This window comes from Beggiatoa alba B18LD, assembly GCF_000245015.1.
Lineage (GTDB): Bacteria > Pseudomonadota > Gammaproteobacteria > Beggiatoales > Beggiatoaceae > Beggiatoa > Beggiatoa alba.
Window position 1 is genome coordinate 3,845,878 of the sequence record NZ_JH600070.1, and the last position, 13,714, is coordinate 3,859,591.

The window sequence follows — 13,714 nt, forward strand, 5'->3', positions numbered from 1 at the left end:
TTTGGCAAATTTTATAACGATTATATAGAAGCCTGCACAATATTCGCTAAACGCACAAAATCCGCAACGCTTAACGTTTCCGCTCGTATTTGCGGGTCTATCTCTGCCTGCTGAATTTGCGCATCAGATAACAGACTTTTTAAATTATTCCGTAAGGTCTTCCGTCGTTGTGCAAACGCGCTCGTAATCACTCGCTGAAATATCGCCTCATCATTCGCAGGATAAGGCAATGTCTGATAAGGGATTAACTGCACAATACTCGATTCAACTTTCGGCGCAGGCGTAAACGACCCCGCACCAACATTAAATAACTTTTCTACATGACAACGATACTGCAAAGCCACCGACAACCGCCCATAATCCGCGCTATCAGGTTCAGCCGTCATACGGTCAACCACCTCTTTTTGCAACATAAACAACATATCACTAACAACAGGCGCGAAACTTAACAAATGAAATAACAACGGCGTAGAAATGTTATACGGCAAATTACCAATAATCCGCAAAGATTGACCTGCCTGCGCCAATTCGCCAAAATCAAAGCGCAACGCATCCGCCTGATACAAACGCAACTCACCCAATTTAGCACAAGCCTGTTGCAATAAACTGGCTAAATCTCTATCTATCTCAACAACGGTCAACTGCCCCAAGATTTCCAACAAGGGTAAAGTCAACGCCCCCCGCCCCGCGCCAATTTCGACAACTGACTGACCAGCACGCGGCGCAAAAGACTGGATAATTCGTTGAATTACATAAGTATCATGTAAAAAATTCTGTCCGAACCGTTTACGCGGTTGCGGGAACATATTGGACTGGCTCATAACAATCACTTTAATTGCACACACGCATTATTTTTAATCAAAATTGAGAAACACATTATGACACAAACCACCCTCCCACCGACTGCCCCACTCGTCATGGGTATCTTAAATGTTACGCCCGACTCCTTCTCTGATGGCGGTAAATACACAATCAAAGACAACGCCCTACGCCAAGCCGAACAACTCATTAAAGAAGGTGCGCAAATTTTAGATATTGGTGGCGAATCTACCCGCCCCAACGCCCAACCCGTCGAAGAACAAGAAGAACTTGCCCGCGTCATGCCGATTATCGAAGCCGTTTTAGCAGAATTTCCTATTCTCGTTTCCGTCGATACCTATAAAGCCAATGTGATGCGTGCCGCGATACAAGCAGGCGTGCAGATTATCAACGACATCGCCGCCCTTACTGAAACAGACAGTTTACAAGCTGTTGCCGAATCACCCAACGTGACTGTTTGCCTGATGCACAAACAAGGCACACCACAAACCATGCAAATTAATCCTACCTACGAAGACGTAAGTCGTGAAGTCTGCGACTACCTTCAAGCCCGCGCTCAAGCCTGTTTAGACGCAGGCATTGCCAAAGAACGCATCTGGCTCGACCCTGGATTTGGGTTTGGTAAAACCCCTGAACACAACTTACAACTGATGAACCGATTAGAACAACTCACCGCCTTAAACTACCCTGTACTTATTGGCGTATCGCGTAAATCGTTACTCGGCGCGGTGTTGCATAAACCCGTCACAGAACGACTTTATGGCAGTTTAGCCCTTGCCGTATTAGCGTTAAGCAAAGGCGCGAAAATCATCCGCACTCACGACGTAGCAGCAACGGTGGACATCGTTAAAACAACTTACGCAGTCTTACAAGAAAAGACAGGAGATTAAAAAATGGCAACCCGAAAAACAGCAAATACAAACAGCTATAAAACAAACTATGACAAACTAAAAACCATCGCCGACACCATGCGCGAAACTGAAAACATAGACATAGACCAACTGATACCCCTCGTAGAAGAAGCCAGCAAAGCCTATAAAGTCTGTCAAGAACGGATTGAAGCGGTAGAAAAGGTATTGAAGGGGGTGGAGTAAAGAAGAAACCCCCACCTAAAAATAGGATGGGGTTTCGTTTTTCATCGATAAAAACAATAGGGTTAACCTGAGTTAGGCAAGATTCTTTTAAAAAGATAACAGCTTATCTGAATCAGAATTCACAGGATTTTCAGGATTAGCAGGATTAAAAAGCGTGATCCACCTGACTTTTTGGTTTGAGGGTTTTAAATCCTGCTAATCCTGTGAATCCTGAAAATCCTGATTCAGACAATGTTTTAATCTTGTCTAATGAATCACGATGAAAAACAAGAGAGTAGTCTCTGCCAGTCCTTCAACCCTTTTCGCGTGTTCCGACAGACCTGCTAGGTTTTCAAAACCTAGCAGGTCTCTGTTTTATTTTATAAAACTCGCCGAACTCAGGTTAGTTTAGTATTTACTAAAAAAATAAAAATTAGTAGTCTAGTTGTATAGGTACGAATGTATTAGGTCGAAAAATACAATACAGTGGTTACAATGAAAATTCCTGAAAGCCCGCCGCCGTTTGAAAAATTTTTTAATCAAAAAGATATGACGAAAATCATATCTATTATCACGAATGCAAAAGTAGGTCCTGAAGACATCAAAGGGCGTTATTTGCATTGGGAAAAACTCAAGCATCTGATACCCCCTGAGGGATTAACCAGCGAAGAATATTGGTTTGCCACTAAAATCGCTAGGCAACATATCTCTAAAAAATTATCTTTTACAGATAAACACGGCAAGCCATTTTCATTTTGTGTGCCAGATAGTTTATATAAGGAGTTACATTGGTTAGATAAAAATGCAGCGGGCAGCATTATCATGAATCAGCCCATTACTAATCCACATACACGAGATACTTACTTAATAAGTTCTCTGATGGAGGAATCGATTAGTTCAAGCCAGCTTGAAGGTGCATCAACCACTAGAAACGTTGCAAAGGAAATGTTGCGACAAGGGAGAGAACCTAAAGATCATAGTGAGAAAATGATTTTTAATAATTATCAAGCGATGAGAGTTATTCGGGACTACAAAGAGGAAGATTTAACGCCCTCTTTAATTCTTCATCTGCATGAGGTACTGACAAAAGGGACATTAGATAATCCAGAAAAAGCAGGCAAATTCAGAGATGAATCGGATGACATTCATGTGGTAGATGCCAGTAAAGTTGAAATACTGCATACACCACCCCGCGCCAACGAATTAGCAATGCGAATTCAGAAGCTTTGTGATTTTGCAAATAAGATACATGAAGACCCATTTATTCATCCAGTGATTCAGGCGATTATCCTACATTTTATGATTGGTTATGATCATCCCTTTGTTGATGGAAATGGTAGAACTGCTAGAGCCTTATTTTATTGGGCAATGGCAAAACATGGTTATTGGTTAATGGAGTTTGTATCGATTTCTAGCATTATTAAACAAGCACCTATTCAATATGGGAATGCCTATTTGCACACAGAAACAGATAATAATGATATGACTTACTTTCTAGTTCATCAGACTGGTGTGATTAGAAAAGGGATAAGTGCGTTACATGATTATTTGTCTAAGAAATCCTTAGAAATTGAAGAAGTAGAAAAATGGTTAGAAAATTCAGAGGCAAAAGGACAATTAAATCACAGACAATTGTCTTTATTAAAACATGCGTTAAAAAATCCAACCTTTATCTATCGTATCCAAGAACATCAGGCATCCCATGCTATTAGTTACCAAACAGCAAGGACGGACTTATTAAAAATGTCAGATGATTTAAATTTACTGAGAAAAAGAAAATATGGTAACTCTTTCGTTTTTGTTGTTCCGCCAGATTTAAAAGATAAGTTGATTAATGGTAAAAGAAAGGGTAGTACTAAAGAAGCTGGGTTTTAGTCGTTACTCTAACCTGAGTTCGGCGAGTTTCTATTAAAAAGACGACAGCTTGTCTGAATCAGAATTAACAGAATTTAAAACCCTTAAACCAAGAAATTAATGCGAATCACGCTTTTTAATCCTGCTAATTCTGAAAATTCTGTGAATTCTGATTCAGACAAAAAAAGACCTACTAGGTTTTCACTTAAATTTAAACCACTTTATGATACGTTTACTATAGTTAAACCTATTTCTTGCCTCCCTCATATAGCTCCCAATAACGCCCTGCAATCGCTTGCCAATCAAATTGCTCGACAAATGTTCTGCCTGCGTTGCCTAATCGATAACGAGCGGTTGTATCCGTGATTAATTGAATAATTGCCTCAACAAACGCATTCATATCATCTTCAATCATAATGCTTTGTCCATTAATCACGGGAATTCCTTCCGCGCCTTTAGCGGTCGCAATCACAGGCAAACTACTGGCAAAATACTCCAAGATTTTCATCCGTGTACCGCCGCCATCTTGTAACGGCACAATCGCAATATCAGCAGCTTTTAAATATGGGGCGACTTCATCGACAACACCTGTAAAATGCAAATCAGGGTGATTTTTTTGCGCAGGCGGATATTTGCCGACTGCTAAACATTTTGGATAGTAACCCCGTTGATTTAATGCGGGTAATATCACGTTATCGATTAATTCTACTGCTTGACGATTGGGCGGATAGAGATAAATACCATGAAAAACAAGGACAATATCATCTTGACTGATGCCATATTGTTGGCGAATTTGTTCAGGAGATGGGCTAGGATGATTAAAAGCGTTTAAATCCACGCCATGCGGGATTAACGTTAATTGTTGATTAGGAACGCCAACTTGTTCCAATTTTTCTAAATCTGCTTGTGAAACGACGATAACATTATCCGCAGTGCGACATAAACGAATTTCTGTCTCACGCATAAAGGTTTCCGTTGCACTAGAAACATTGTAAGTCCTTGCAATTCTTGCAAATTCTACATTGTGTTCTACAATGCTGGTTTGTCCGCGAAAAAGGAAATGCGCCCAGCGACAAGCGTCTAAATAAGCGGGGAATTCTGCTTGATAAACATCAATTTTTTTCTGTAAAGCGACGTATAAAACCCGTAAACGGAAATTTTTATCTAACAGGGGGAAAAATAAAAAAGCGTCGTCTAACGGGATGCCGTATTGTGCCTTTAAGGTCTGGCGTAGGGTTTCTTCAGGTTGTGCCCACAGGCGACGCAGTAAACGCGGGTAAAGCTCTTCGCGCATTGCACCATTTTGGAAAATATAAAATTTTTCGCGGTCTGCGGTGATTAAATAAACTTCGTCATAGAGTGAGGAAAGGGCGCGGGCGGTGTGGTAAATCTTCGCTGCCGCGCCGTGGTCAACGGGGAAAACGTCGTGACGGGTGACAATCGCAAGGTGTTTTTGATGCCGATTTTTCAGGCGATTCGCTAAGGGCATAAAAAAGCGGTTCACCACTGCGCGATATAGCAGTTTAACGCCTTGATTAAGATGTTTAAATCGTGTTTTTAAGCGACGTTGTTCGGCGATATCTTGCCAAAGGGTGACTTGTTGCGCAGTTTCAGCTTGTTGCTGATGTAATTGTGCAATCTCCTGTTTTAACCGTTCGCATTCTGCCCAGCTTTGCAGTTTGGCTTCAGTGATTTGTGTCGCTAAGACTTGTTCAGCGGTTAATTGCGCTTTTACGCTTTCAAGTTGCTGTTGTAACTGTTGCGCGTCTTGTTCATGGCTAAAGCGTTTTGCTAATGCCATAAAGAAGTGGCTACGTTTGTCGAGTTTGTGCGGGTTACGACAGAAGTCGACCAGCGGTTGCGTGGTTTTTTCCCAGTTAAATTGTTCTAAAATCAAGCGTTGTGCATTCGCGCTTTTTTGTGCAAGGTTTTCTTGTCCTGTAATAATGCGACTCACAACGCTTGCAAGGGCTTGGTCATCATCGGAAGGAATTACCCAACCTGCATCATATTCACGAATTAAGTCAGCAACTTCTAAAAAGTCGTTGCAAATTACAGGCAAGCCACAGCGTAAATAGTCGATGACGCGGAAGGAAAAACTTAGTTCGCGTTCACAGTTTTTTGTGCCTAATTCAATGCCGATATCTGCTTGTAAATAAAATTGTTCCATTTCGTTATAGGGCATTAAATCGGATTTGTGCAGAATATGCTGATAACGGTCTTCTTCAGGCAGTTTTAGGCTAATTGCTTCACCGCCCGCTAGTGGATATTTGCCAACAACTAAATGCAGTTTCCCGCGTGCGTGTGTGTCTAAAGTGCGCATAATGACGAGCATCCACGCGGATGGGTCGCGCCATGGCCAAATCACGCCCCCATAGACAAAAGCGGGCTGATGGTCGGGGGCAGGGGTTGGACGTTGTGGCAGTTGTGGATTGGCAGAAATAGGAATTAAATCTAGGGGATTGGATTTGCAACTGATACCGCTCATTAATAACCAGCTGATATGAAACCCTTTTTGCCGTTTGGTGCAGCATAGAAAGTGGTCGGCACGGCTGAGGGTGTAAATATAATCAATCAGTTCTAATTCGACGTTGTGTTGTTCTTGAAATTCAGCCTCAAGCAATCGGGGAGCGAGTAGGTCTAAAACGATAGGAATTGGGAAGTTTTCAGGCAATTGGCGCATGATTTCCCAATAACCGACAATTAACACAGCGGGCTGATGTTGCGCAATCAGGGCTTGTAAGTGTTGGTAGTCTTGGTAAGGGGCGAGCGTGACTAGCGATTGTTCAGGAATCGTGCGCACGGTGTTGGCTTGTGTGGCGTAAATAACCTCAAAACCCTGATGTTTTAAGCCCATTGCTAATCCCCACGCTCGAATTCCGTTACCTGTAACGGATTCGCCTGTAACAGGGAACATGCCATGCGTAATTAAGAAGATTTTGCGGTTTTTTTGTTCAGAACTTTCTGAATTTATTATTAAATCTGTTTGTTGAGTTGAGTTTGACACGGTATTTTTTGTTTTTTGTAATAAAACTTCTAAAGTGGAACAGGTAAAGTCGATTTGTTGCCCGTCTGGGAGTTCGTTGGCGAGCGTTTCTGCTAATTCGGCATCGATAGAGATTGCGCCGACATTGCGACATAAGCGTAGTGTTAAGCCTGATTCGTGGAAAAAGCGTAAATAATCGGCGTAGGTGTAGCGATTAATATGCGGATTTTCATAGACTTGATAAGTCAGTGCTTGTGCGAATTTTTCGCCCCATTGTTTGGCGAGTTTGGCGAAAAATGTTGCTTTATCAAGCCGTAAATGGTCATAAGGGCGTAATAGATGGGCGTATGAATCTGGTTCAGTGAAGCGCATCCAGTGCCCATTGTACTCAAACCAGAGATGATGCCCAATTGCTGACGACCATAAAGGGCCAAAATAGCCGTATATCATGCCATTAGGTTTTAATAAGCGTGACATTTCGCGCATTGCGATTTGAAAATCATGAATATGTTCAAACGCAGCAATGTTGAAAATGAGGTCGAAACTTTCATCTTCAAACGGTAAAGCACGAATATCACCATGACATAAAACAATTTTATCGGTTATTCGTTGTTTAGCGGTTTTATCTTGCCAATACCAGTTATTAATCCCGACCCCGCGTTGCATTCCCGCTAATTCTAATTCATATAAGACATTTGCATTGTCTGCGCCAATTTCTAGGATATTTTTACCGCGTATATCAACCGCTTGTTTTAAAGCAGTTAAAGCGTCTTTTTGATAATCCGCTAATTTCCCATCTAAAAATGGCGTTCCTATAGGGTTAAATAATTGATTTAATGAAATTGTTTCAAGCGATGAATTGATAGCTGTCGTATTGGCTGGTCTATTGAATAAGCTGAAGAAAAATTGATTTTTCGCCGTTAATAAATGGCTGATAACGGGCTGTGAAAATGAGGCAGGTAGCCAGTTTGCAAGGGCTTGATTTTCTGTAATAACAACGTCAATCGCTGTATTTTTTAATAAATTTTGTAATGCCTGTGCATCAGGACAGACGACGCATTGACAAGCCGTTATTGCTATCGTCGCGTTGTGGGCGTATGCGGCGGTGCTTGCCCAAATGACATTGAAGCCGTGCTGACTGATTTGTTGGGCTAATTGCCATGCATAAACCGTTTCAGTGAGGGGCGTTTCTGCGGTTGGAGTGGCATAATCGGTGAGAATTAAAACAGTATAAGTTTGTTGAGTGGTCATTGATGCATTAAATGGTTGTGCATTTCCCGCTTGTGTGATGGAGAAACAAGCGGGAAACAGTGCGATTTTATGATATTTGTTTGTCTTCTAGCCCCATTTTTTTAACCGCTTGTAACAATTGTGTTAATTTCCCTTGTTGTTCTGGGGTACTGTGGGCAAGCAATTTTGTGAGAAAAGCCGCAAGGCTTAAGTTTTGTACGTCTTGGCTAGAAAAAGCAGGATTGGTTAAAATGGCTTTTAAATCTAGGGTTAAATCGCCTTTTGCGTCTTCTGCTAAGTAATTTTTAAACAGTTGTTGGGTGGTTTGGCTGTTATCGACAAAGCCATCAATCGCTTTTGCCATTGAGGTTGCGCTGAGAATTTGTTCAAAAAAGCGACTATCACCGCCGATAATATCAATTTTCGCGGTTTTTAAGGCTTCTGCTAACACAGCTGCTTGCATTTCTGCGGTGACTTTTTGCGCATCCATCCGCAATTTTTCAACGTCGAGTTGTTGCGCCATGCGTAAGCGGAATTCTTCGTGTACTTTGCCTGTTTCGCTGAGTGCATCTAACGATTTGAATTTCTCGGCTAATCCTGCCGCTTCAGCTAGGAAACGTTCTTGTAAGGCTTTAGCCTCAGCAATTCCTTGCTTCTCAACTGCTTGGGCATTGGCTTCTTTAATTTTAACATCTATCATGCCTTGTTTTTCTAACGCGCTTGCCATCGCTTCTTTTACCCGAGCTTGAGCAAGTCCTTTTTGTTCTTCGCCTGTTGCTTCAGCTTGGAGTTTTTCCAGTAAGGCTTTTGCTTGAGCAATGCCATCTTTTTCGGTTAAGGCAATTTCTGCCTCTTTGACCCGCGCTTGGGCTAGCCCTTTTTGCTCTTCGCCCGTTGCTTCGGCTTGGAGTTTTTCTAGTAAGGCTCTTGCTTGGGCAACGCCTTCACGTTCAATGGCGAGGGCATTGGCTTCTTTGACTTTGACATTGGCAAGCCCTGAAGCAGCTTGTTCGGCTTGAACCCCTTCGGCAAGACGGATTTTGGCAAGGGCTAATTTATCTGCTGTATCGCGTTCTGCATCAGCAAGGGTGATTTTTTCTAGGGCTTTGAATTTTGACGCTTCGTGTGAGGCTTCTGCCGCTTTGATGTCGGTGACTAATACTTCTTGGGCGATGGCTTCGGCTTGAATAATTTTGGTTTGTTTTTGGCGATTGGCTTCAGCGAGAACACGTAATTCTTTGGTGCGTTCTTCTTCTTCGGCAACGGTTTTTTCGACTGCAACTCGTTCACGGACAACGTGGGCAATGTCGCGTCGTTGTTCTTCTAGGGCTTTCTCTTTTTCAATCCGTTGTAATTCAATTTCACGCTCACGATTAACAATTTCTTGTTCTTGCGCGAGTTTTACCCGTTCAGATTCAATACCAACCACACGTAAGCGATTTTGTCCTGCTACTTCGATTTCACGTTGTTTGTTTTCTTCTTGGATGGCGAGTTGTTCTTCAGTGTGTTTGCGAGCAGTTTCTGAGCGGAGGCGTTCTTGTTCGGCGACGGTCGTCATTTCTGCTTGCTCATGGTCGCGGACGTTTTGAATTTCGCGGGCTTGGCGGGCTTCTGCGTCGGCTTGTTGGCGTTCGAGTTCTAAAATGGCTTCTTTCGCTTCGACGTTTTGCTTGGTGATTTTCATCTTTTCCTGATTTTTGAATTCATTGGTCAGGACGTTTTGATTTGCGGTTAATTCGGTAATTTTGCGTATCCCTTGTGAATCAAGGATATTACTGGGGTCTAAATCGGTTAATGGGGTTTGTTCCAGATAGTCGATGGCGGCATCTTCTAGGACATAGCCGTTTAAGTGTGTGCCGATGAGTTCAATAATTTTGTCGCGGAAGGAGTCGCGTTCTTTGTAAAGGTCTTCAAAGTCCAGTTGTTTACCCACAGTTTTGAGGGCTTCGGAGAATTTGGCTATAAAGAGTTCTTCTAAGGTTCTTTGGTCTGAGGCGCGGGCGCAACCGATGGATTGGGCAACTCGTAAGACATCTTCAGGGGTTTTGTTGACACGTACAAAAAAGGTGACTTTGATGTCAGCGCGAATATTGTCTTTACAAATTAAGCCTTCTCGTCCTCGTCGGTCTATTTCTATGGTTTTGAGCGAAATATCCATAACTTCTGCTTTGTGAACAACAGGTAACACAATACGACCTGTAAAAGTTACAACGGGTTCAGACTTCATGGTGTTGACGATAAGTGCTTTGCCTTGTTCTACTTTTTTGAAAAAGTGGAAGATGAGAAAGAGCACACCAAAGAGGATAAATGCGAGAATGAGAATACTGGTTAGAACAAGTCCAAGGGAAAGAGTCATCTTAAATTCTCCATGTTTGGTGATGAGTTAACGGCGGGTTAATCCTAAGCATTTCATATTAGTTTCATATTAAAACATCAAAATAGTAGGATAACTAGTTGCGATTGTTATTATTTAAGGCATGATATAAGGGTTTTTACTTAGGGCTTTGGCTAATTCTATGCATAATTTTAAGGGTATTCAGTTTAGCGATGTTAATTAGTTTTGTTTTACCTATTTCTGATTTTATCATGAAAATAATGAATAATTTAAAATGTAGAAATTTGAATTTATTTGTTTTCTTTTTATTTAGTTTTTATACCTTGTCGCTACGGGCAGAACCGATTGTATTAAAAATTCACACGTGGACAGGGTATGTAAAACCTTATGAAAAAGAGTTTCAGGCGTATGCAAAAACACAATGTCATGAAGATATTCAGTTAGAGGTTACTTATGCGACAGGCTTAACTTCTTTTGTTGAGCAATTGACACAAAATACAGCGGATTTAATTAGCCCTGCAAATGATGTGATTGAGCACTTATGGCAAAAGCAATTAATTCGTCCTTTGGATTTAGAGAAAATTCCTAATTTTAGACAAGTTAATCCCATTATTTTACGACATGGTTTTTATCGGTTGGAGGGGCAGGTATATGCCGCACCGTTTACTTTTGGGCCTTATGCCTTAGCGTACAATAAAGACCGTATGCAAGCACCGACTTCTTATGTCATTTTATGGGATGAACGCTATCGTAAACGAGTTTCTATCAGTGGTGATTTTTATGCGGCAAATATTTATATGGTCGCCTTGTTTTTAAAAATTCCAGAAAGTCATTTATTCAATTTAAGCGATACAGAACTATCAAAAATTAAAAATAGATTATCTCTTTTACATACGACACAAATTTATCGATATTGGGAGAGTAATTTAGAACCAAATGATATGAATGAATTAGATGTTGGTATGGACTGGGGCGTTGGTGTGCATATGATTAATGCACGGGGTGGTAATTGGGATTTAGTGATTCCTGAGGAAGGGGCAACGGCGTGGGTTGATAGTTGGGTAATGGCAAGTGGTATTGCTAATAAAAAAATTGATGCTGCCTATTGCTTTATTAATTTTATGTTGAGTGCAACAACACAGGCGCAGGTGATGCGACAAACGGGATATGGGGGGACGAACCTCTATGTTTCTCGCTATATGAGTGTGAAAGAACAAATTATTTATCATGTGACCGACCCTGATTATCTGCGCAGGCTGATTTTGTGGCAGCCATTACCGACTGACATATTAGAAAAATATGAAGCCATATGGAAACAGGCAACTCAAAACTGATGTTTTCGCTAAATTATATGATAAATACAAAATTATCTTCATTACATCAACGCATTTTTTGGTTGGTTACAGGTTCTGTTGCTGTTGTTGCTGTTTTATTAAGCGCATTTTTTTTCGTTACTGTTTATACCGCGTTGCATAATCATATTAGTGAAAACAGTCATTTAATTCTTAGCTACTTGTCGAATAATGTTGCATTGTCTTTAGAGCAAGAAAATTATTCGATGATTGTGAATCTTTTTGATGGGGTCTCGAAAACAGGGGATTTAGTCAATGTGTGGCTATTAGATCAGAGTAAATATGTCCTTATTTCTACTGATGAAACTGCAACAGGTTTATTGTTTCCACTTGATATTGCCAAACATGCTGGATTTGCAAGTTTAACTTTAGAAAATCAATATACCATTGCTATTTTGTCGAATGATGCTGTCGTTGATCAGGTCAGCCGACTGTTATTATTAGGAATAGTTATTGCCTTAGCGGTATTATTTACATTATTGCCTTATTGGATTCATCGTTTAACGCATAGCTTAACCAATCCTATTCATCAAGCCAGTCGGGCGGCGGTACAAATGGCTTATGGTAATTTTGATATTCATCTGACTTCTTCTCAAATTCGTGAAATAGATACGTTAGTTGATTCTTTAGCCAATATGTCAGCGCAGTTAAAGGACTTAACGAATCATTTAGAGCAAAAAGTTGATGAGCGTACAATACAATTAGCACAAGCAAATCAAGAAATTTCTTTGTTAAATAGTCGCTTGAAAACAGAAAATATACGCATGAGTGCTGAATTAGATGTGACTCGGCGTTTACAAATGATGTTATTGCCTTCTGAGGATGAATTAAAACGTATTTCAGATTTGGATATTGCGGGATTTATGGAACCTGCTTCTGAAGTCGGTGGCGATTATTACGACGTATTGTGTCATAACGGACGGATTAAAATTGGAATTGGCGATGTTACAGGGCACGGCTTAGAAAGCAGTGTTTTGATGCTGATGGTACAAACAGCGGTTTATACCTTATTGACGAATGAAGAGCGTAATCCGATTCGCTTTTTAAATGCTTTAAACCGCACAATTTATCATAATGTCCAGCGGATGAATTCAGATAAAAACTTAACGTTAGCCTTGTTAGATTATGAAGATGGTTATTTATGGTTGAGTGGTCAACATGAAGAAATTCTCATTGTGCGAGAAGATGGCAATATTGAGTTGATTGATACAATGGATTTAGGGTTTCCTATTGGTTTAGAACAAGAAATTAGTCATTATATTGATCAAGCCCATTTGAAATTAGAGACGGGTGATGTTGTTGTGTTATACACTGATGGAATTACAGAAGCAGAAAATACTGCACATGAACATTATGGTTTAAATCGATTAATTAATGCAGTAAAACGCTCGCATCAACTCGATGCACATGCTATCCGTCAAGCGGTGATTCATGATTTACATCGCTATATCGGACAACAAAAAGTCTATGACGATATTACCTTATTAGTCTTAAAACAACGTTAGCGTGATAATTAACTATGCCTTATTTTTGTTGTAATCAAGTGCAAGCCTTAGAAAAAACGTTTAAAGCGATTCAACTACAACGAATGCAGGGAATTCCTATTGTAAATCCTGCATTACAAGTTGAGGCAATTAATTTTCAAGTGTGGGAAAAATATTGTGTTGGCATCCTTATAACACCTTGGTTTATGAATTTATTGGTATTACCAGATAGTACCGAACAATTACATTATTCACCTAAAAGTGATGAAAAAATTACTTATCATTTTCCATCAGGAGAATATGAGTTTTTAGTCTGTTATGAAGAAAGTTTAGGGATTTATCATAGTTGCTCGCTTTTTTCCCCCATGTTTGATTTTACAACGCAAGAAATAGCAAAACAGACCGCTCAACAAGTCTTAATGTTGTTAATGCAACCTGTTGAGTTAATGGAAAAGAAAGGAATTTCACGGCGGGATTTATTACGTGGGAAAGCCAGAGAGTAATTTAATCACGTGTTTAATACGTTTTTAAAAGCTTATATAGTAACCGTACTATAAAACGATGCGAAGGACTGGCAGTCC

At 40.5% G+C, this 13,714-nt stretch carries 9 protein-coding genes; 6 read left to right on the top strand and 3 right to left on the bottom strand.

Annotated elements, in window-relative coordinates; all coding sequences use genetic code 11:
- Positions 1–20: 20 nt before the first annotated feature.
- Positions 21–821 carry a 16S rRNA (adenine(1518)-N(6)/adenine(1519)-N(6))-dimethyltransferase RsmA gene (gene rsmA, locus BEGALDRAFT_RS15835; RefSeq protein ID WP_040295004.1) on the bottom strand — a complete coding sequence of 267 codons (801 nt, stop codon included), beginning with the start codon at positions 819–821 and terminating at the stop codon, positions 21–23.
- A gap of 57 nt (positions 822–878) precedes the next feature.
- Here rsmA and folP point away from each other — a divergent pair, with 57 nt between their 5' ends.
- The 3 genes from folP (at position 879) to BEGALDRAFT_RS15850 (ending at position 3,767) form a co-directional block, all read left to right on the top strand.
- The gene (folP, locus tag BEGALDRAFT_RS15840; protein ID WP_002691731.1) at positions 879–1,709 is read left to right on the top strand and encodes a dihydropteroate synthase; all 831 of its coding nucleotides are present in this window, start codon (positions 879–881) and stop codon (positions 1,707–1,709) included.
- Positions 1,710–1,712: 3 nt separating this feature from the next.
- Positions 1,713–1,913: an exodeoxyribonuclease VII small subunit gene (gene xseB, locus BEGALDRAFT_RS15845; protein ID WP_002691732.1), complete on the top strand. Its 201-nt coding sequence runs from the start codon at positions 1,713–1,715 to the stop codon at positions 1,911–1,913.
- 474 nt (positions 1,914–2,387) lie between these two features.
- A complete protein-coding gene (locus BEGALDRAFT_RS15850) occupies positions 2,388–3,767 on the top strand; it encodes a Fic family protein (RefSeq protein WP_002691733.1) in 1,380 nt (459 codons plus the stop codon).
- A gap of 226 nt (positions 3,768–3,993) precedes the next feature.
- Here the strand turns inward: BEGALDRAFT_RS15850 and BEGALDRAFT_RS15855 are convergent, their stop codons facing one another.
- Positions 3,994–7,983: a glycosyltransferase gene (locus BEGALDRAFT_RS15855; protein WP_002691735.1), complete on the bottom strand. Its 3,990-nt coding sequence runs from the start codon at positions 7,981–7,983 to the stop codon at positions 3,994–3,996.
- Between the two features lie 67 nt (positions 7,984–8,050).
- On the bottom strand, positions 8,051–10,318 hold the full coding sequence (locus BEGALDRAFT_RS15860) for a hypothetical protein (protein WP_002691737.1): 2,268 nt from the start codon (positions 10,316–10,318) through the stop codon (positions 8,051–8,053).
- Between the two features lie 239 nt (positions 10,319–10,557).
- Here BEGALDRAFT_RS15860 and BEGALDRAFT_RS15865 point away from each other — a divergent pair, with 239 nt between their 5' ends.
- Genes BEGALDRAFT_RS15865 through hybE form a run of 3 tightly spaced genes read left to right on the top strand, consistent with a single transcriptional unit; the run spans position 10,558 to position 13,636 of the window.
- Positions 10,558–11,631, top strand: a complete 1,074-nt coding sequence (locus BEGALDRAFT_RS15865; protein WP_157237613.1) for an ABC transporter substrate-binding protein — start codon at positions 10,558–10,560, stop codon at positions 11,629–11,631.
- Between the two features lie 17 nt (positions 11,632–11,648).
- Entirely contained in the window at positions 11,649–13,154 is a 1,506-nt protein-coding gene (locus BEGALDRAFT_RS15870; RefSeq protein WP_232281990.1) for a PP2C family protein-serine/threonine phosphatase, read from the top strand.
- 14 nt (positions 13,155–13,168) lie between these two features.
- Positions 13,169–13,636, top strand: a complete 468-nt coding sequence (gene hybE / locus BEGALDRAFT_RS15875; protein WP_002691742.1) for a [NiFe]-hydrogenase assembly chaperone HybE — start codon at positions 13,169–13,171, stop codon at positions 13,634–13,636.
- The last annotated feature ends 78 nt before the right edge of the window (positions 13,637–13,714 follow it).

Bases quoted from the DNA above. Each gene is read 5' to 3' on its own strand.
- rsmA (WP_040295004.1), bottom strand. From the start codon at position 821: ATGAGCCAGTCCAATATGTTCCCGCAACCGCGTAAACGGTTCGGACAG.
- folP (WP_002691731.1), top strand. From the start codon at position 879: ATGACACAAACCACCCTCCCACCGACTGCCCCACTCGTCATGGGTATC.
- xseB (WP_002691732.1), top strand. From the start codon at position 1,713: ATGGCAACCCGAAAAACAGCAAATACAAACAGCTATAAAACAAACTAT.
- BEGALDRAFT_RS15850 (WP_002691733.1), top strand. From the start codon at position 2,388: ATGAAAATTCCTGAAAGCCCGCCGCCGTTTGAAAAATTTTTTAATCAA.
- BEGALDRAFT_RS15855 (WP_002691735.1), bottom strand. From the start codon at position 7,983: ATGACCACTCAACAAACTTATACTGTTTTAATTCTCACCGATTATGCC.
- BEGALDRAFT_RS15860 (WP_002691737.1), bottom strand. From the start codon at position 10,318: ATGACTCTTTCCCTTGGACTTGTTCTAACCAGTATTCTCATTCTCGCA.
- BEGALDRAFT_RS15865 (WP_157237613.1), top strand. From the start codon at position 10,558: ATGAATAATTTAAAATGTAGAAATTTGAATTTATTTGTTTTCTTTTTA.
- BEGALDRAFT_RS15870 (WP_232281990.1), top strand. From the start codon at position 11,649: ATGATAAATACAAAATTATCTTCATTACATCAACGCATTTTTTGGTTG.
- hybE (WP_002691742.1), top strand. From the start codon at position 13,169: ATGCCTTATTTTTGTTGTAATCAAGTGCAAGCCTTAGAAAAAACGTTT.